The organism is Rhodanobacter glycinis (genome assembly GCF_006438785.1).
Lineage (GTDB): Bacteria > Pseudomonadota > Gammaproteobacteria > Xanthomonadales > Rhodanobacteraceae > Rhodanobacter > Rhodanobacter glycinis_A.
Genome location: NZ_RCZB01000001.1, coordinates 1,256,407 through 1,274,850, shown reverse-complemented (window position 1 = coordinate 1,274,850; position 18,444 = coordinate 1,256,407). Strand labels below are relative to the sequence as shown.

The 18,444-nt window shown below is 64.0% G+C and carries 19 protein-coding genes; 6 read left to right on the top strand and 13 right to left on the bottom strand.

Annotated elements, in window-relative coordinates; genetic code table 11:
- Window positions 1–53 precede the first annotated feature (53 nt).
- Window positions 54–386 (top strand): high-potential iron-sulfur protein, encoded by a 333-nt coding sequence (locus tag EAH75_RS06135; RefSeq protein WP_140650670.1) that lies wholly within the window; start codon window positions 54–56, stop codon window positions 384–386.
- Window positions 387–835: 449 nt separating this feature from the next.
- On the opposite strand, the gene EAH75_RS06130 is transcribed toward EAH75_RS06135, so the two are convergent.
- Window positions 836–2,278, bottom strand: coding sequence for an amino acid permease (locus EAH75_RS06130; RefSeq protein ID WP_140650674.1), 1,443 nt, complete (start codon window positions 2,276–2,278; stop codon window positions 836–838).
- 91 nt (window positions 2,279–2,369) lie between these two features.
- Window positions 2,370–3,896: an amino acid permease gene (locus EAH75_RS06125; RefSeq protein WP_140650678.1), complete on the bottom strand. Its 1,527-nt coding sequence runs from the start codon at window positions 3,894–3,896 to the stop codon at window positions 2,370–2,372.
- A 165-nt stretch (window positions 3,897–4,061) separates the two neighbouring features.
- Here EAH75_RS06125 and EAH75_RS06120 point away from each other — a divergent pair, with 165 nt between their 5' ends.
- Window positions 4,062–4,622, top strand: coding sequence for an NUDIX hydrolase (locus EAH75_RS06120; RefSeq protein WP_140650682.1), 561 nt, complete (start codon window positions 4,062–4,064; stop codon window positions 4,620–4,622).
- On the opposite strand, the gene EAH75_RS06115 is transcribed toward EAH75_RS06120, so the two are convergent.
- From EAH75_RS06115 to msrA, 5 genes are all read right to left on the bottom strand, one after another.
- Window positions 4,619–5,140 carry a 3-hydroxyanthranilate 3,4-dioxygenase gene (locus EAH75_RS06115; protein ID WP_140650686.1) on the bottom strand — a complete coding sequence of 174 codons (522 nt, stop codon included), beginning with the start codon at window positions 5,138–5,140 and terminating at the stop codon, window positions 4,619–4,621. The genes EAH75_RS06120 and EAH75_RS06115 overlap by 4 nt on opposite strands.
- 69 nt (window positions 5,141–5,209) lie before the next feature.
- Entirely contained in the window at window positions 5,210–7,099 is a 1,890-nt protein-coding gene (gene parE / locus EAH75_RS06110) for a DNA topoisomerase IV subunit B (protein ID WP_140804774.1), read from the bottom strand.
- A 75-nt stretch (window positions 7,100–7,174) separates the two neighbouring features.
- A complete protein-coding gene (locus tag EAH75_RS19910) occupies window positions 7,175–8,212 on the bottom strand; it encodes an ABC transporter ATP-binding protein (protein ID WP_241668900.1) in 1,038 nt (345 codons plus the stop codon).
- A complete protein-coding gene (locus EAH75_RS19905) occupies window positions 8,095–9,021 on the bottom strand; it encodes a hypothetical protein (RefSeq protein WP_241668899.1) in 927 nt (308 codons plus the stop codon). Before EAH75_RS19905 ends, EAH75_RS19910 begins: the two co-directional genes overlap by 118 nt.
- 99 nt (window positions 9,022–9,120) lie before the next feature.
- On the bottom strand, window positions 9,121–9,831 hold the full coding sequence (gene msrA / locus EAH75_RS06100; protein WP_140650692.1) for a peptide-methionine (S)-S-oxide reductase MsrA: 711 nt from the start codon (window positions 9,829–9,831) through the stop codon (window positions 9,121–9,123).
- Between the two features lie 196 nt (window positions 9,832–10,027).
- Here msrA and EAH75_RS06095 point away from each other — a divergent pair, with 196 nt between their 5' ends.
- A complete protein-coding gene (locus EAH75_RS06095) occupies window positions 10,028–10,855 on the top strand; it encodes an arylamine N-acetyltransferase family protein (protein ID WP_140650696.1) in 828 nt (275 codons plus the stop codon).
- Here the strand turns inward: EAH75_RS06095 and EAH75_RS06090 are convergent.
- Genes EAH75_RS06090 through EAH75_RS06080 form a run of 3 tightly spaced genes read right to left on the bottom strand, consistent with a single transcriptional unit; the run spans window position 10,852 to window position 11,974 of the window.
- On the bottom strand, window positions 10,852–11,079 hold the full coding sequence (locus EAH75_RS06090; RefSeq protein ID WP_140650699.1) for an RNA-binding S4 domain-containing protein: 228 nt from the start codon (window positions 11,077–11,079) through the stop codon (window positions 10,852–10,854). The genes EAH75_RS06095 and EAH75_RS06090 overlap by 4 nt on opposite strands.
- A 41-nt stretch (window positions 11,080–11,120) precedes the next feature.
- Entirely contained in the window at window positions 11,121–11,564 is a 444-nt protein-coding gene (locus tag EAH75_RS06085) for a barstar family protein (protein ID WP_140804772.1), read from the bottom strand.
- On the bottom strand, window positions 11,561–11,974 hold the full coding sequence (locus EAH75_RS06080; protein ID WP_140804770.1) for a ribonuclease domain-containing protein: 414 nt from the start codon (window positions 11,972–11,974) through the stop codon (window positions 11,561–11,563). The genes EAH75_RS06085 and EAH75_RS06080 overlap by 4 nt, the downstream gene beginning before the upstream one ends.
- A 127-nt stretch (window positions 11,975–12,101) precedes the next feature.
- On the opposite strand from EAH75_RS06080, the gene EAH75_RS06075 reads away from it, so the two are divergent.
- The gene (locus EAH75_RS06075) at window positions 12,102–12,470 is read left to right on the top strand and encodes a VOC family protein (protein ID WP_140804768.1); all 369 of its coding nucleotides are present in this window, start codon (window positions 12,102–12,104) and stop codon (window positions 12,468–12,470) included.
- Between the two features lie 21 nt (window positions 12,471–12,491).
- Here EAH75_RS06075 and EAH75_RS06070 read toward each other — a convergent pair whose 3' ends face one another.
- Window positions 12,492–13,328 carry a DUF72 domain-containing protein gene (locus EAH75_RS06070; RefSeq protein ID WP_140804766.1) on the bottom strand — a complete coding sequence of 279 codons (837 nt, stop codon included), beginning with the start codon at window positions 13,326–13,328 and terminating at the stop codon, window positions 12,492–12,494.
- Window positions 13,329–13,489: 161 nt separating this feature from the next.
- On the opposite strand from EAH75_RS06070, the gene EAH75_RS06065 reads away from it, so the two are divergent.
- Entirely contained in the window at window positions 13,490–15,172 is a 1,683-nt protein-coding gene (locus tag EAH75_RS06065; protein WP_140804764.1) for a serine hydrolase, read from the top strand.
- A 109-nt stretch (window positions 15,173–15,281) separates the two neighbouring features.
- Entirely contained in the window at window positions 15,282–16,958 is a 1,677-nt protein-coding gene (locus EAH75_RS06060; RefSeq protein WP_140804762.1) for an alpha/beta hydrolase, read from the top strand.
- Between the two features lie 81 nt (window positions 16,959–17,039).
- On the opposite strand, the gene EAH75_RS06055 is transcribed toward EAH75_RS06060, so the two are convergent.
- Window positions 17,040–17,474 carry a VOC family protein gene (locus EAH75_RS06055; protein WP_140650724.1) on the bottom strand — a complete coding sequence of 145 codons (435 nt, stop codon included), beginning with the start codon at window positions 17,472–17,474 and terminating at the stop codon, window positions 17,040–17,042.
- A 98-nt stretch (window positions 17,475–17,572) separates the two neighbouring features.
- Window positions 17,573–18,388 carry an AraC family transcriptional regulator gene (locus tag EAH75_RS06050; RefSeq protein WP_140650728.1) on the bottom strand — a complete coding sequence of 272 codons (816 nt, stop codon included), beginning with the start codon at window positions 18,386–18,388 and terminating at the stop codon, window positions 17,573–17,575.
- Window positions 18,389–18,444: the final 56 nt, after the last annotated feature.

Genomic DNA, 18,444 nt, shown 5'->3' with positions numbered 1-18,444 from the left:
TCGGCGCGAGTCCAGTGCAGGGTGCGTTGGATAGATACGACGGAGGCTTGCCCATGTCGAACGAACAAGATATCGAATCGCGTCGCCGATTCCTCAAAGTGGCCGCCGGTACCACCGTGGCTGCCGTAGTCATCGGCGGACTGCCGCGCTTTGCACGTGCCGCCGATCTGCCGGCGCTGACCGAAGCGGACCCGACCGCGAAGGCACTGGGCTATGTCGAGGATGCCAGCAAGACGGCCGATGCGAAGCACAAGGCAGGCGACAATTGCGCCAACTGCCAGTTCTATACCGGCGCCGCTACCGGGCGCGGACCTTGCCAGTTGTTCCCGGGCAAATCAGTTAATGCGAAAGGCTGGTGTGTGTCACATACGCCGAAGAAAGCCTGACCGCATTCGTGGTTCGCGTAATTCAGGAAGGCCGGCGCATCGCCGGCCTTCTTGTTGCGCACGCAACGGCTGCACTCGGAGGCAGAGCGTCGGCGTACTTGCAGAGGGGAGGATGGTGCCGCGCGAGTTGCGGACAAAAGTGCGGCCCGGCGTGTCAGGCTGAGGAGCTTACCCACCTGACGCGTCGAGCCGCGATCCGGGGCCCACTGCCAAGTGATCAACCCGCGGACTGGAGATGATACTCCCGCGATTGAGGAATGGGCGACCCCTCGACCCGATTTGTCTGGACTTCGCTAACAAAGTTAGCGAAAACAAAGAGTTGTCATCGGCTTCGTGAGATTTTTGTGAGATTTGCCAAATTGTCAAGTTGACGGCAGATCGCGTAAATAACCCGTAATTAGCGGAAAATCGGCGAACTTCGACGAAATTCGCTTAGAGGGATTCCACACTCAGGAGGCCGACTGGCGCAGGTAGCTGTGGCGGCGGCCGTAGAGAAAATAGATGGCGAAGCCGAGTAGCGTCCAGATGCCCAGGATCGCCCAGTTGAACCAGTCCAGGCTGAAAAGCAGCGCGAAACAACTGCCGACACCCGCCAGGCAGGTAAACCAGACCCAGGGCACACGGAACGTACGCGGCAGATCCGGCATGGTGTGACGCAGGATCAACACGCCGGCGCAGACTGCCGAAAACGCGATCAACGTGCCCATCGAGGTGAGGTTGGCAAGCAGGTCGAGCGGGAATATCGCAGCCAGCAGCGCAATCACCGCGCCGGTGATCAGCGTGTTGATGTGCGGTGTGCGATATCGCGGATGCACCTTGCCGAAGACCTTCGGCAGCATGCCGTCACGCGCCATGATCATGAAGATTCGCGGTTGCGCGATGATCATGACCAGGATAACCGAGGACAGCCCGATCATGGCGCCGATCTCCACGATCAGCCGCAGCCAGTCGAGTTCCGGATGCGCTGCGACAGCGGTGACCACCGGCTCGGAGGTATCCAGCACGGTGTACGGCACCAGACCCGTCAACACGGCCGCCATCGCCAGGTAGAGCACGGTGCAGATCACCAGCGAGAACAGAATGCCGAAGGGCAGGTCACGTTGCGGATTCTTGCATTCCTGCGCCGCGGTCGAAGTAGCCTCGAAACCGATGTAGGCGAAGAACACCATGGCCGCCCCGCGCATGATGCCGGACCAGCCGTATTTGCCGTCACCCTGCGCTTCGGGGATGAACGGGTGCCAGTTTTCCGGGTTCACATAACGGTAGCCGGCGATCACCACGATCACGATCAGGCCCACCTTGACCAGCACCATCAGGGCATTCAGCCCTGACGATTCGCGAATGCCGATATAGCAAAGCCAGGTCAGCGCCATCACGATCGCCACCGCGGGCAAGTTGAACAGATGCCCGGTCGCGACCAGATGACCGTCGGTGAACGCCAGCGGTGCTTCGGTGAGCGCGATGGGTAGGTGAATGCCCATGTGATCGAGCAGGCTGGTGAAATAACCGGTCCAACTGGCAGCAACCGCGGACGCGGAGATGCCATATTCGGCCACCATGTTCCAGCCGATGAACCAGGCGGCCAGTTCTCCCAACGAGGCATAGGCGTACGAATACGAGCTGCCCGAAATAGGGATAAGTGTCGCGAATTCGGCGTAGCACAGAGCGCTGAAGCCGCTGCAGATCGCGGCAATGACAAACGAGAGCAACACCGCCGGACCTGCATGCTCGGCGGCGGCGGTACCCGTCACCACGAAAATGCCGGTGCCGATGACGGCGCCGATGCCCAGCGCAGTAATCCCCCATGGGCCCAAGGTGCGCCGCAAGGCCGGGCCGTGCGCACTATCGTCGTTGCTGAAATCGGTCTTGCGGGCGAGCAACTGCTTGAGCATGGGCTATCGTCTTCGGAAGCGGGGTGTCGAGATCTACGCGGGTGGCATCACAAACGCGGCGGCCGGCGTGTTGTGCGCCGGCCGTCGTTTGTCAGGGTGTGTTCTGGCGAAGTTTGCTGTGTTGGTAGCCGTAAAAACCGTAGATCAGGAAGCCGATGGCGGTCCAGCTGATCAGCAGTGGCCAGCGCACCGCAAACGCCTGCCAGAACAGGATCAGGCAGGCCGCTGCACCCAGCGGGCAGATGATCCACGGCAACGGCACACGGAACGCGCGCGGCAGCTCCGGACGGGTGCGGCGCAGCACCAGCACGCCGATGCACACCGTGGCGAATGCCAGCAGGGTACCCATCGAAACCAGGTCGCCCAGCACGTCCACCGGAAACAGGCCGGCCAGCGTGGCAGCGATCACGCCCACGATGATGGTGCCGACATAGGGCGTGCGATGCTTTGGATGCAGGCGGCCCAGCGCCTGCGGCATCAGGCCGTCGCGCGACATGGCGTAAAAGATGCGCGGCTGGCCCATCAGCATGACCAGCACCACCGAGCTCAGGCCCGCCAGTGCGGCAAACACCACCAGGATCTTCAGCGAACCCAGCACATAGCTCGCAGTGCCGCCGACAGCGACATTGCCCAGCACATAGTTAAGTGCGGTGGCGACCGGCTCGGGTGTGTTGAGCATGCGGAACGGGGCCACACCGGTCAGCGTGGCGGCCATGGCGATATACAGCAGGGTGCAGACGAACAGCGAGCCGAGAATGCCGATCGGCATGTCGCGCTGCGGATTCTTCGCTTCACCCGCGGCGGTGGAAACCGCGTCGAAACCGATGTACGCGAAGAACACCAGCGTGGCGCCGCGAATGACGCCGCTCCAGCCGAATTTCGAGCCGCCTTCATTCGCCGGCACGAACGGGTGCCAGAGGTCCGTATTGATGTAATTGAACATCACCACGAGGAACAACAGGATCACGACCACCTTGATCGCCACGATGATCGCGTTGACCGTCGCCGACTGGGTGATGCCGCGATAGCAGAGCCAGCTGATCGCCGCGACGATGGCGATCGCCGGAACGTTGATCAGCGTGCCGGTGGTGACCAGGTGCCCGGCCTCGTTGAAGGTGAACGGGGCGGAGGAAAGCGCCGCCGGCAACGTGAAATTCATCCCGGTCAACGAGCTGAGCATGCGTAGCATCTCGTTGAAATAACCGGACCAGCCGACCGCCACGGTGGAAGCCGCGAACAGATATTCCAGTACCAGGTTCCAGCCGACGAACCACGCGACGACTTCGCCCAGAGTCGCGTAGGAATAGGAATATGCACTGCCGGAAACCGGCAGCATCGCAGCGAATTCGGCGTAGCACAGGCCTGCCAGCGCGCAAGCGAAACCCGCCATCAGGAAGCTGATCACCAGCGCGGGGCCTGCAAACTGCGCAGCGGCGGTGCCGGTCAGGACAAAGATGCCGGCGCCGATCACCGCGCCGATGCCCAGCATCACCAGATGGCGTGCGGTCAACACACGTTTCAGCGTGACCTCGCCAGTCGAGCTGCCTTCGACAGGTTCGCCGGCGTCCACATGAGGCATCGCCTCGATGGTGTGAGTGGCAAACAGACCTTTTATCATCTAGCTCCCCTTCAGTGATGTTGCCCGCTTCCGCTCTGTGGCGGTGGATAGGACGGGCAGGGCAATGGCGGGCCAACATAGCCCAGCATTACGGGTTGCACAAGTTTCATTCAGCCGCGGCAAAAGCCGTCACGGCTTGCTTCCACACGATGCCAACGGAAATCCATGCAGCAACCGACTATGTTCATGATCGGGGCGCTTCAGCGCTACCGTGACCAATGGCAGGGTGAGGCGACAACCGTCACCCAGTTCGAAACATTTCTGCATACGCATGCGAATGCTTTCGAGCGTGGCAACACGATGGGTCACTTCACCGGTTCGTGCTGGCTGATCAGCGCCGATGGCGCGCGCGTGCTGCTGATGCATCACCGCAAGCTGGACAAGTGGCTGCAGCCGGGTGGGCATGCCGATGGCGATACCGATCTGGTCCGGGTCGCATTGCGCGAGGCACGGGAAGAAACCGGCGTGGCCGATCTGCGCGTCGAAGGCGACATCTTCGATCTCGATCGACATCGCATTGCGGCGCGCACGAGTGAACCGGAACACTGGCATTACGACGTGCGCTATGTGCTGCGCGCAGGCGCAGATGATCGCTTCGTGATCAATGAGGAATCACATGCGCTGGCATGGCGGCCGGTGGTCGACGTGGCGACCGACACCAGCTTCGACGCTTCGCTGCGGCGGATGGCGCACAAATGGCTGGCGCGGGATCGTCTCGGCGTTTAGCCGTATTTCGCCGGTGCCGGATTCAGATGGCCGCATGCATCGCAGGTGCGCGCTTCGCGTGAGCCGTAGAAGCGATCGAACACCGGCGGGAAATCGTGCTCGATGCTGTCGAGCACGAAGTATTCTTCGAACAGCTTGTGGTTGCAGCGTTCGCAGAACCACAGCAGGCCATCCCGCTCGCCGTCAATGCGGCGGCGTTCGATCACCAGTCCGATCGATGCCGGCATGCGCTGCGGCGAATGCGGCACCCGCGGCGGCAGGTAGAACATCTCGCCGGCGCGAATCGGAATGTCGCGGGCTTGTCCATCGTCCTGCACCTTCAGCACCATCTCGCCTTCGAGCTGGTAGAAGAACTCGGGGCCTTCGTCGTGGTGGTAATCGGTGCGTGCGTTGGGGCCGCCCACGATCATGATGATGAAGTCGCCATCGACGATGCACTTGTTGCCGACTGGCGGCTTCAGCAGGTGACGGTGCTCATCGATCCAGCGTTCGAGGTTGATGGGTGGCAGCAAGGCCATTGCGATGGTCCGAGGTAAAAGCAGCGATCACCTTAGCGCTGTCGTGGTCGCAAAAAAAGCCACGGTGGCTCAGACTTCCAGCGTCGCCAGGTCGCCTTTCTCTTCCAGCCATGCCTTGCGGTCGCCGGCGCGCTTCTTCGCCAGCAGCATGTCCATCAGTTTGGCCGTGCCGTCGTCGTCGCCGATGGTCAGCTGTACCAGCCGACGCGTGTCCGGGTGGATGGTCGATTCGCGCAGCTGCGGCGGGTTCATCTCACCCAGGCCCTTGAAGCGGGTGGTGCTGACCGCGCCCTTCATCTTCTCGCGCTCGATCCGCTGCAGCATCGCCAGCTTCTCGCTCTCGTCGAGGCAATAGAACACCTGCTTGCCCACGTCGACGCGGAACAGCGGCGGCATCGCCACGAACACGTGGCCTTCGCTCACCAGTTTCGGGAAGTGCCGCAGGAACAGCGCCGCCAGCAGGGTGGCGATGTGCAGGCCATCCGAATCCGCATCGGCAAGGATGATCACCTTACCGTAGCGCAGGCTGGACAGATCGTCCTTGCCCGGATCGCAACCGATCGCCACCGCGAGATTGTGTACCTCTTCAGAGGCCAGCACCGAGGTGGACTCCACTTCCCAGGTGTTGAGGATCTTGCCGCGCAGCGGCAGGATCGCCTGGAACTCCTTGTCGCGCGCCTGCTTGGCGCTGCCGCCGGCAGAGTCGCCCTCGACCAGGAACAGTTCGGTGCGGCTGAGGTCGGTGGCGGTGCAGTCGGCCAGCTTGCCAGGCAGTTGCGGGCCCTGGGTGATCTTCTTGCGGACGATCTGCTTGGCGGCTTTCAGCCGCGCGCTGGCGCGTTCGATCGCCAGTTGCGCGATGCGCTCGCCCATGTCGACGTTCTGGTTCAGCCACAGGCTGAAAGCATCGTGGATGACGTTCTCGACCATGCCGGCAGTCTGCCGCGAGGACAGCCGCTCCTTGGTCTGGCCAGCGAACTGCGGATCCTGCAGCCGGGCCGACAGCACGAAGGCGAGTCGCTCCCACACATCCTCGGGAGCGAGCTTCACGCCACGCGGCAGCAGGTTGCGGATGTCACAGAACTCGCGGATCGCGGTGGTCAGTCCGGTGCGCAGGCCGTTGACGTGGGTACCGCCTTGCGCGGTGGGAATCAGGTTGACGTAGCTCTCCTGCACCAGCTCGCCTTCCGGCAACCAGGCCAGTGCCACCTCCAGGCCTTCGACGTCGCGCGCCATGTGGTGCACGAACAGTTCGTTCGGCAGCGCCTCGCTGCCGTCGAGTTCGCCGCGCAAGTAATCGCGCAGGCCATCCTCGTAATGCCACTCGACGATTTCGCCGCTGGCCTCGTCGGTGAGCTTCACGTTCAACCCGGCGCACAGCACCGCCTTGGCGCGCAGCAGATGTTTGAGCTTGCCCAGCGAGATCTTCGGCGAATCGAAGTATTTTGCCTCGGGCCAGAAGTGCAACGTGGTTCCGCTGCGCTTCTTCGGAACCGTGCCGATGATTTCCAGCTCGCTGACCTTGTCGCCGTGCTCGAACGCCATGCGGTATTCGGAGCCGTCGCGGCGGATCGTCACCTCGACCCGGTCGGACAGCGCGTTGACCACCGACACGCCGACGCCATGCAGGCCACCGGAGAAGTTGTAGTTCTTGCCGCTGAATTTTCCGCCCGCGTGCAGCCGGGTCATGATCAGCTCGACGCCGGAGACGCCTTCCTCCGGGTGGATGTCGACCGGCATCCCGCGGCCGTCGTCGCTCACTTCCACCGAGCCGTCGTCGTGCAGCACTACCTCGATGGTTTTCGCGTGGCCAGCCAGCGCCTCATCTACTGAGTTGTCCACGACCTCCTGCACCAGATGGTTCGGGCGGGTGGTGTCGGTATACATGCCGGGGCGGCGTTTGACCGGATCCAGGCCGGAGAGGACTTCGATATCGGCGGCGTTGTAGCGACTGCTCATGCGTGTGTTTCGGATGGTTCAAGACAGCGAAGCATGGGGCGCGCAGGCGGGCAGGGTCAAGCCGATCAGGCTGGATCAGCGATAACCCTGCGCCTGCAATGAGAACAGGTGCGCGTAGTGGCCACCCAGCGCCATCAGCTGTTCGTGGCTGCCGTGTTCCACGATGCGGCCGTCCTGGATCACGATGATCTGGTCGGCCATGCGCACGGTGGAGAAGCGGTGCGAGATCAGGATCGCGATGCGGTTGCCGGCCAGTTCGCGGAAGTGCTCGAAGATGGTCGCCTCGGCGGCGGCGTCCATCGCCGCGGTGGGCTCGTCCAGCACCAGGATGTCGGCGCGCGAGCGCATGAAGGCACGCGCCAGCGCGATCTTCTGCCACTGGCCGCCGGACAGTTCGCGACCATCCTTGAACCACTTGCCGAGCTGGGTCTCGAAGCCGGCCGGCAGGCTGTCGATGAACTCGCTGGCCATGCCTTTATCGCTGGCTTCGCGCCAGCGCGCCGCATCCTCGAAGTGGCTGACATCGCCGGCGCCGACGTTCTCGCCCACGCGCATCTGGTAGCGCGCGAAATCCTGGAAGATCACGCCGATGCGCTGCAACAGGGTGCTTTCGTCCCAGTCGCGCAGGTCGGTGCCGTCGAGCAGGATGCGGCCGCTGTCCGGCGAATACAGCCGCGTCAGCAGCTTGATCAGGGTGGTCTTGCCGGAGCCGTTCTGGCCGACCAGGGCCAGCGATTCGCCGGGCCGGATATGCAGGTTGATGTCGTGCAGCGCCGGTTCTCCGGCGCCGGGATAGGTGAAGCTGACCTGTTCGAAGCGGATGCCGTCGTCGGGCTTCGCACCGCGTTGCGCGATACCGATCGATGGCGGCACCGGCGTTTCCAGATACTCGTACAGGGTCGACAGGTACAGGTTGTCCTCGTACATGCCGCCGATCGCCGACAGCATCGCCGACACCGCCGACTGGCCTTGCCGGAACAACATCAGGTACATCGTCATCTGGCCCAGCGTGATGCGCCCGACCACGGTGGTCGCGGCGATCCACGCATACGCGCCGTACAGCGTGATGGTACCGAGCAGGCCCAGCCCGAAACCCCAGCTTTCGCGACGCACGTGAGGTCGCGGTCGTCGCTGTAGAGCTTGTCGAAGATGCCGCGATAACGAGCCAGCAGGAGCGGACCGAGACCGTAAAGCTTCACTTCCTTGGCATGGTCCTCGCGCGCCAGCACGGTTTCCAGATACAGCTGCATGCGCGTTTCCGGCGAGCGCCAGCGGAACAAGCGGAACGCATCGCCGGAAAATTTCGTTTCGGCGAGGAACGACGGCAACCCGGCCAGCAGCAGCACGGCCACCGCCCAGGGCGAGAACTGGAACAGCAGGGTGCCGTAGCTGACCAGCGAGATCGCGTTCTGGCCCAGCCCGAACGTGCGCGTGACCAGCGACAGCGGCCGGCTCGATGCTTCGCGGCGGGCGCGGGTGAGCTTGTCGTAGAACTCGGAATCCTCGAAGTGCGCCAGCTCCAGGGTCAGCGCCTTCTCCAGGATCATCACGTTGACGCGTTGCCCGAGTTGCGCGCGCAACAGCGACTGGCACAGCGACAGCCCGCGCTGCGCACCAGCGAGTGCCGCCACCAACACGCCTTCCAGCGCCACCCACTCGAACACCGACCGCAGCGACGGGTGGCCGCTGGTTGTCCACAACCGACTGGCGTTCACCACGGCATCGACGATATGCGCACCAACGTATGCCACGCCGGCCGGCAGCAGGCCGGCGATCAAGGTCAGTGACGCCAGCGCGATCGTCAGCGCATGGCTGGTACTCCACACCAGTTCCAGCGCCCGCCCGCTGTAACGGAACACGCCCAGGAAACTGCGCGTGAGTTCGGTCGATTCGGCGGGCTCGGGGGACTGGTGGGGCGGCACGTGAGAAGAGTCGTCAGGTCATCGCGCAGCAGCGCAGAAGTCCTGAGATGGGGTCCATGCCGCTTCGCGCAAGGTGGGGGCGAGCTGCCCAGGCAAGGGTCAATGCAGCTGTACGTCGACGACCTGCTGGGCCGGCTGGTACAGCACCGGGAACAGTTGTTGCAGGTGCGCCACCTTCGGCGCGTCGTTGATGACGATGTAGGGATTGTATGGATGCTCGCTGAAGTAATGCTGGTGGTACGCCTCGGCCGGGTAGAACGCCTTCAGCGGAACCACCTGGGTAACGATCGGTGCCGGGAAGGCTTTAGCCGCGGTCAGCTGCGCGATATAGGAAGCAGCGATCGTCTTCTGCTCGTCGTTGCCGTAGAAGATCACCGAGCGGTACTGCGTGCCGCTGTCCGGCCCTTGTCGGTTGAGTTCGGTCGGATCGAGCGCGACCGAGAAGAACACCTGCAACAGGGTGCCGTAGCTGACCTGTTTCGGATCGAACTGGATGCGCACCGATTCGGCATGGCCGGTATCGCCGTCACTGACCTGCTCGTAGCTTGCCGTGCCGGCGTTTCCGCCGGAATAGCCGGCTACCACCTTGTGCACGCCCCTGACGTGTTCGAACACTGCCTCGATACCCCAGAAGCAGCCGCCGGCAAGGACCGCCGTCTCGTCACTCTGTGCAGTTTTCACAGCATCCGCGGTGGGCGCAGGCAATTTCACGACATCGCTCGCGGCCGCTGTGGGCGTGCATGCGGTCAACCCTGCCAGCATCAGGGCAGCGGTGAGGGGAAGGGCATGGAATACGATGCGACGGATCATGGCTGGCCTCGCTGGCGATGGGGACGCGTGAAGCGATATCGGGCTTGTGTAGTACGTGGGAGCGGTCGTGACGGATGCAACCTGATCCGGCGCGGGTGCTTACAGCTGATGTTTCGCTGCCGGACCAACCATGGTTACCTGCCGCCGGGTTCCCGGCCGGCTAAGATCATCTGTCTGATCTCGACAAGGCGTGACGATGCACGATGCAATCGACCTGCAGGCCTATCTCCGGCGCATCGGCCGGCAAGGCGCGGCCCGTCCCGACATGCCGACGCTGCAGGCCATCGTCGCCGCACATGTGGCGGCGATTCCGTTCGAGAACCTCAATCCACTGCTCGGCCTGCCGGTGAGCCTGGAGCTGGCCGCACTCGAGCGCAAGCTGGTCCGCGAGGGGCGCGGCGGCTATTGCTTCGAGCAGAACCTGCTGCTCGAAGCCGTATTGCGGGCGATCGGTTTCGAGGTGTCGGGGCTGATCGCGCGCGTGCTGTGGACGCGGCCCGAGGATGCGATCACGCCGCAGACCCACATGCTGCTGCGCGTCGAGCTGGCCGGCGAGAGTTGGCTGGTCGATGTCGGTTTCGGCCGACAGACCCTGGTCGGGGTGTTGCGGCTGCAGGCGGATATCGAGCAGGCGACCCCGCTGGAACCGTTCCGGCTGGTGCAGATGGATGGCGACTGGCGCATGCAGTCAATGGTGCGCGGACGGTGGTTGTCGCTGTATCGCTTCGACCTGCGCCCGGTACCGCCGATCGATTACGTCGTGGCCAATCACTATGTATCCACGCATCCAGACTCGAATTTCGTCAACCATCTGAATGTGGCGCGCACGACATCGGATTCCCGCCTGAGTTTGCACAATCGCGAGTTCACCATACGGCGTATTGGCCATGAACCCGACCGACGGATGCTGCACGGCAGCGCCGCGATACGTCGCGTGCTGGAGCAGGAATTCCTGATCACGCTGCCGGCGCACCTGCAGCTCGATCAGCGGCTGGACAACCTGCCGGACAACTTGCCGGTTTAGGCTTCGGGGTCCGCCAGCACGTGGATTTCCGCGTCATCGATGGTCACCACCTGGCCCGCATGGATCTTGCAGGTCTTGCGCAGCTCGATGACGCCATCGACTTTCACCGCGCCGGTGGCGACGATGGCCTTGCCGGCGCCGCCGCTGTCGCACAGGCCGGTCAGCTTCAACAGCATGTTGAGCTCGACGTAAGTGCCTTCCAGTTCAAAGTTGATGGTTTGCATGGGAATCCGTAAAAAAGGGGCGGACAAGGGTGACACGCTTTTCAGGCGGGCGTGTGGCCGTCGTCGAACGCACTGTCGGGCAGCGCCAGAAACGCGAACCACGGCATGTCGTTATCGTCGCCGAAGGTGGCCGCGTCATCGAGGATGCCGAGCAGGATGTTGAAGTCCGCCTCGGCGGCCTGGCGCAACTCGTCGGCGTGCTCGAACAGCAGCACGTAGCCCCAGGCGGGCATCCAGCCGAGGTCGCGCAGACAATCGGCCAACGCATCCCAGTTGTGGCCGAATGTGGCCGGCAGCTGCAGTGATATGGCGAGACGTCGCAGCAGTTCGTCCTTGTCGTGGCAACCGGCCAGGTCGGTGCGGCACACCTGCAGTTCGTCGCGGGCGGCGGTTCTGGCGAGGCGGTCGATATCGTCCACACCGACAAAATACACACCGCTCTGCGTCGGCTTGGTCAGGTCCAGGTCGAAACCGTGCGCGCTCATCGATTCATTCCGAAGCGGCGGAAGCGGCGGTAGTGATCTTCGGTGTAGTACCAGGCCACTGGCGGCGTTCCGCCGGTGATGATGCGTCGTGTACCACGGGTTCGCGCGCCGGGCGTTTCCACCGTGTACTCGTGGTAGTAGCCGCGCGGCTGCTTCGGCAGCAGGCCTTCGTAGTTGCCGAACACCACACCATCCTGGCTGTGCTCGAACGGGCCGCCGCGGGCGATCGCTTCCAGCGTGGCGCGTGCCTGCGCCGGCAGGAAGTCCGGCATCGCGGCCGATGTGTCCTGGCTGGTGGGAGTCGTTGCGACGGGATTGGTGGTGCCGGCCGGTGCAGGCGTGTGCTGCTGCCACAGCACCACGGCGAAGACCAGCGCCGCCAGCAGGATCACGTGATTGAGTCGGCGCATGTGGATTCGCAGAGGTGGGATGGGGTGAGCTTAGTGCGGTCGCGCTTGCCGATAAACCTGCAGATGACAGGCGTCAGCGATTGCGGGATGCTGGCGCACTACCACCCATCCAGCGCAGGAGCTCGCCATGATCGGCTACGTCACTCTGGGCACCAATGACTTGCCGCGCGCGGCGGTCTATTACGACGCCTTGCTGGACGAACTGGGCGCCAAGCGATTGATGGAGACCGAGCGCTATATCTTCTGGGGCGTCTCGATGCAGCAGCCGAGCCTGTGCGTGATCAAGCCGTTCGACGGCGAGCCGGCCGCGATCGGCAACGGCAACATGGTGGCACTGGTGGTGGATGCCCGCGACAAGGTCGACCGTCTGCACGCCAAGGCGCTGGCGCTGGGCGGCAGCGACGAAGGTGCACCGGGCGATCGCGGCGGTGGTTTCTACGCCGGCTATTTCCGCGACATCGAAGGACACAAGCTCAACGTGTTCTGCACCGGCTGAAGCGCGCGCCGGTGGTGCAAATCAATGTATGCCGTCGACGCGCGCCTGCAACGCCATCGCCGCCGCCGGGTTGCGATGCTTGGCGCTGCCGATGAAGAACACGAACACGTCGCGCGGTTTTCCTGCGGGCTGCAAGTCGGCGGCATGCGGCAGCTCGACGATGTCGTTGCCAGCGGCCCAGGTGTGCGCGTGACCGGCCCATCGATCCAGTGCGGCTGGCGCGTAGCCGGTGGGGATGTCATCGGCGCTGCGCATCAGTCGCGCATACGTGAAATCGCCGGTGAGGTCGGCCAGTGACGGATAGTCGGGCGAGTCGGTGAACACGGTCGGCACCGCACGCGCGCGAGCCAGTTCCACATAGCGCGCGCACTGGAAACCCGGGTGGCGGACTTCCAGTACATGCCGCAGCGGCTGGCCATCCAGTTCGCGCGGCAGCGCCTCCAGGAACGCGGCCAGATCATCCGCATCGAAGGGCCGTGACGGCGGCAGCTGCCACAGGATCGGCCCCAGCCGATCGCCCATCTCGGCCAGCCCGCCGTGCACGAAACTGTTTATGCCCTTGCCGGCCTCGGCCAGCCGCTTGCCTTCGGTGATGTAACGCGGCGCCTTCAGCGAAAACACGAAACCGTCGGGCGTTTCCGCCGCCCATTTGGCATAGGTGGCCGGCTTCTGTGCGCCGTAGTAGGTGCCGTTGATCTCGATCACGCGAAGCTGGCGGCTGGCGAACTCCAGCTCGCGCCGCTGCACCAGTCCGGCCGGGTAGAAGTTGTTGCGCCATGGCGCGTAGGTCCAGCCGCCGATGCCGACGCGGATGCTCGGGGTGGCGACGGCGGCATCGGCAAACAGATCGGCTGGCATGGGTTCGGGATCGTGCAGGGTGGTGTTCCATGTTAGGCGGACTTTGCCGGTTTCGTCATGGCCGCGCCCGCGTGCAGTCCGCCGGTGCGCATGACTTCCAGCGCTGGCCTTGCGCCCGGTTTGCCGCGATAGTTGGAAAATTGCCACCAGCGGAGCCTTCGATGTTCCAGCGTTTCCTTTCCCCGCGCCTGGCGGGTTGCTGCGCACTGTTCGTTTTCGCCACGGCTGCCTGGGCTCAGGCGCCCGCCGCCCGCCTGGCGCCGCCGGTGTCGATTCACGACAGCGCCAGGCCGTTGTTGCCACCGCAATTGCAGGACTTCGGCGCCTATGTCGACAGTGCCCGCAAGACTTTCGACGTGCCTGGCATCGCGGTGGCGATCGTCAAGGATGGGCACGTGGTGATGGAGCAGGGCTTTGGCCCGCGCGAGATCGGCAAGCCGGCCCAGGTCGATGCGCATACGTTGTTCGCGATCGCCTCCAACACCAAGGCGTTCACCGCCGCCGCGCTGCAGCAGCTGGACGAGCAGGGCAAGCTCAAGATGGACGACCGGGTGATCGATCACCTGCCATGGTTCCGCATGTCCGATCCCTACGTGACGCACGAGATGCGCATCCGCGACCTGCTGGCGCATCGCAGCGGCCTCAGTCTGGGCGCTGGTGACCTGCTGTACTGGCCGCCGACTTCCTACAGCACGAAGCAAGTGGTCGAGCGACTGCGTGACGTGCCGATCAAGAACGGCTTTCGCAGCGGCTATGCCTACGACAACATCCTGTTTGCGGTGGCGACACTGGTGATCGAACAGGCGTCGGGCCAGAGCTACGCCGACTACGTGCGCACGCACCTGTTCAAGCCGGTCGGCATGGACGAGTCGCTGATCGACAAGACCTACATCAGCGCGGGCATGAACGTGGCGACGGGCCACGCCAAGGCCGATTTCAAGGATCTGCAGCCGGTGCCGCCGATGGCGTGGCTGAATGATCCGGGCGCTGGCGGCATTTATTCCAGCGTGCACGACATGGCCAAGTGGATGAACGTGCAACTTGCCGCGGGCGCGTTGCCCACGAGCGGCGCCGATGGCAAGTCGGAGCGGCTGTTCTCCGAAGACAGCCAGCGCGAGATGTGGAGCGTGCTTACCCCGATCAAGGTGGGCAAGCCGCCGATTCCCGAGCTGGCGCCGTTGATGCCGAATTTCTCCGGCTACGGCGAAAGTTGGTTCCTGTCCGACTACCACGGCCAGAAGCTGGTTTGGCACACCGGCGGCTGGCCGGGCATGGTTTCGCGGGTGACCCTGGTGCCGGGGCAGCACCTGGGCGTGGTGGTGCTGACCAATGCCGAATCAGGTGCCGCGTTCAACGCAGTGACCTATCGCGTGCTGGATGCCTATCTGAACCCGGAAACGAAGACGGATTGGGTAGCCGTCTACGACAAGGCCGTGAAAAAAGCCGAGGCGAAATCCGACGACAGCTATGCCGGGCATCTGGCCGCGCGCGACAAGAACAGCAAGCCCTCGCTCGCGCTGGCGAAGTATGCGGGTACCTACCGTGACCCGTGGTATGGCGATGTCAGCGTGAGCCATGAGAACGGCAAGCTTCGCCTGCGCTTCAGCAAGACCGCGCAACTGGTCGGCACCATGACACCGTGGCAGCACGACACTTTTACCGTGCGCTGGGACGACCGTTCGCTCAATGCGGATGCATTCGTGACCTTCACGCTGGATATGGACGGCCATATCACCGAGGTGCGCATGCAGCCGATCTCGCCGCTGACCGATTTCAGTTTCGATTTCCAGGATCTGCGCATGGTGCCGGTGCAAGCCGGCACGAAAGGCACGCAGAACGATTGACAAGTGGGCTTGCGCCAGGGCTAGCCTGGCGCGTGGTTCACCATGTTTGCCGCCGTGAGGCCCGCGATCGGGATGCCATGGCACCATCTGAAGCAAGGGGAGAGTCATCATGCGCTACCGTTTTTACGCTACCGCCCTGCTTGTACTGGGCTTGCTCGCGGGTGCCGCGCAGGCTCGCACCGACACGGGCGTCACCCATCAGTTCTTCCATGTGCGTCTGGGCGCAACGGCGGTTCCACAGCCGACCTCGGGCCGGTTGTTGCTGTTTGCTATCGATGCCAGGACCGCCGTAGCCGCGGCGAAGGCGGCCTCCGATGGCAAGAGCGATGTGGTCGGAGAGGTCGACGCCAACCCGTTCCGTGCCACCGAAACCAGTGTGGCGGCGCGCGAGATCAGCGATTGGACGCCGGGACAGGCAGTAGACATCGACGCCGATCAGATGGTGTTCCCAGCCGCTTTTTCGCGGTTGCCGCCGGGCGACTATCTGCTGCAGGCAGTGCTCGACGTCAACCACGATTACAACTACCACGGCCGCAGTGGCGGTGATCTGTTGAGCAAGGTGGTAGCGGTGCACTTGCCGGCGACGTCGCCGGTGACGCTCGATCTGGTCGAAACCGTTCCCGCGCGCCAGCCCTGGCAGTTCCCCAGGCGAGCGATGAGCGAGCAATCGATGCGTCACCTGGCCGAGGCGCGTGCACACGCGCAGCCGATCGACTTCAACAGCGCCGGGCTCGGCGCGTTCTGGGGCAGGCCGATCACCATGCGCGGCTGGGTGCTCACGCCGCCTGGCTACGAGAACAACAAGCGGCGCTACCCAACGGTCTATGTCACGCACGGCTACGGCGGCGATGCCACGGTTTTGACCGGCAACGTGGCCATGGTCTACGCCTCGATGGCCGAACGCCAGATGCCGCCGATGATCTGGGTGTTTCTCGACGAGTCGAGCCCGACCGGCACGCACGAGTTCGCCGATTCGGTGAACAACGGTCCGTGGGGGCAGGCACTCACTGCCGAGCTGATTCCGCATCTGGAATCCCGGTACCGCATGGATGGCACCGCGAACGGCCGTTTCCTCAACGGCCATTCCTCGGGCGGCTGGGCCACGCTGTGGCTGCAGACGCGCTACCCGAAAATTTTTGGTGGCACCTGGTCGACCTCGCCGGACCCCAGCGACTTCCACGATTTCACCGGCGTCGACCTGTATTCGCCGAATGCGAACGTGTACCGCCGGGCGGACGGCTCGGCCTTTCCGCTGGTGCGCGATCACGCCAAGGTACTCGGCACGTTCGAGCAGTTTGCCCGGATGGAGCGCGTGCTCGGCCCTTACGGCGGCCAGCTGGCCTCGTTCGAGTGGGTGTTCTCGCCGCGCGGGGCCGACGGTCGGCCGATGCCGATGTTCGATCGCACCAGCGGCGCGGTCGACCCGGCGGTGGTCGCCTACTGGCGCGACCACTACGACATCGCCTGGCGCCTGCAGCATGAGTGGCCGAAGCTGAAACCCGACCTGGACGGCAAGATCCACCTGGTTGTCGGCACCGCCGATACGTTCTACCTGGACGGCGCCGCGCATCGGCTGAAAGCGGTGCTGGACGGTCTGCACGCCAAGGCCGACTTCCGTTTTCTCCCCGATCGTACCCACTTCGATTTGTACGCCGTGGGCAAGGATCGTCAGGGCCTGCTCAAACAGTTCAGCTGGGAGATGTATGCGCTCGCGCGGCCGGATTCGAAGCTGAAGCCGATGACCACGGCAAACGCCGGCGACGGAAAGCACGCTCGCTCACCCTGAGTGGCAGGCCGCAGGCGAGAGACGAGGGACCGCCGAGGTCCCTCGTCCCGCTTGGCAGGGCGGCGACGCCATGAGAGGGAGTCAAGCCTGCCCAGGCTGCCACGGATCGTAGCTGCCGAAATACCATAGGTGACCTTCCGGGTCGTGGCAGCTGTAACCGGCGCCGCCGTAATCCTTCTCGGCGTAATCATCGACGATCACCGCACCCGCCGCCTTCGCCTGCTGATAGTGCGATTTGCAGTTCGCCACGGTCACGCAGGCGCATTGCGTTTCGCGCCCGCCAATTTCGTCGGGCTGGGCGATGTGGCGGCCAAACTCGTTGTCGCGCACTTCGCCGAGCATGACCATGCCGTTGCCCCAGGTCAGCTGGGCATGCTCGATGCCGCCTTGCTCGTTTTCGTAAACGGCGTGCTTCGCGAAGCCGAACGCCTTGCACAGCCACTCGATCGCGGCGTGCGCGTCGCGGTAGCGCAAGCAGGGGATGATGGTGCTGCCGGACTGGTTTGCTGCGACCATGGCGATGACTCCGGGTAGGGGGAGGAGACAGGCTAACGTTGCGGTACATGGCCGTCTTGTAGATTTTCGCACTGCTTGCGGATCGCTCCGCGGCAGGTTCAGTCCAGTGGCAGATGGTTCGGATGCGGGCCACGGCGCGCCGTGAAAGCCGATGGCGACAGGCCGGCGAAGCGGCGGAACTCATGGTTCAGGTGGGCCTGGTCGGAAAAACCGCAGTCGGCTGCGACGGCGCTCCAGTCCACGGTGGCATGCGCGTGGGCGTGCCGCACCACCGCGCGGAAACGCATCAGTCGTGCGTAGTGTTTCGGAGTCATCCCCACCTGGCGGCGAAACAGCTGCAAGAGTCGTCGCTCGGACAGGCCGGTGGCGCGGGCTATCAACGGAATACTGGCCAGCTGCGGCACCCGGTCGAGCATGCTCACGGCGTGATGGACCGCCGCATGCACCGGCGTCATGCGCGCGCGCCGGTGCAGCCATGCTTCCAGCAGCGCCAGCCTTTGTGCCGGTGCCGGCGTGTCCAGCAGACGCTGGCGCAGTCCATCGGCGGACGCTCCGAACAGGTCATGCAGGTTGGTATCCCGCTCGGCCAGCGTGCTCACGTCTTCGCCGGTGAAGGCGTGCACGCCGCCCTGGCGAAATACCACGCCCATCACCCGAACCTGTTCGGAGGTGTCGATGATCTGGCTGCGCGATGACGGACCGCCCAGCACACAGGCTGACGAGCGAGTGCATTCGCGCGTCACGTCGTCGGCGTACACACGGGTCTCATCTTCGTGCAGGTTGATGATCAGCACGGCGCCCGGCTGCGGCAGCACACGCTCGAAGCGATGCGCCGCAACGGGCATGTCCCAGTCCCAGATCTTCTCGATCAGGTCACCGAGTGGTGCGACCGGCGTGCTGCAATGAAAGCCCATCGACATGCTCCTGACGATGCGCCGGAGTGTAGGGGCAGCGCCTCACAGGATGGCAA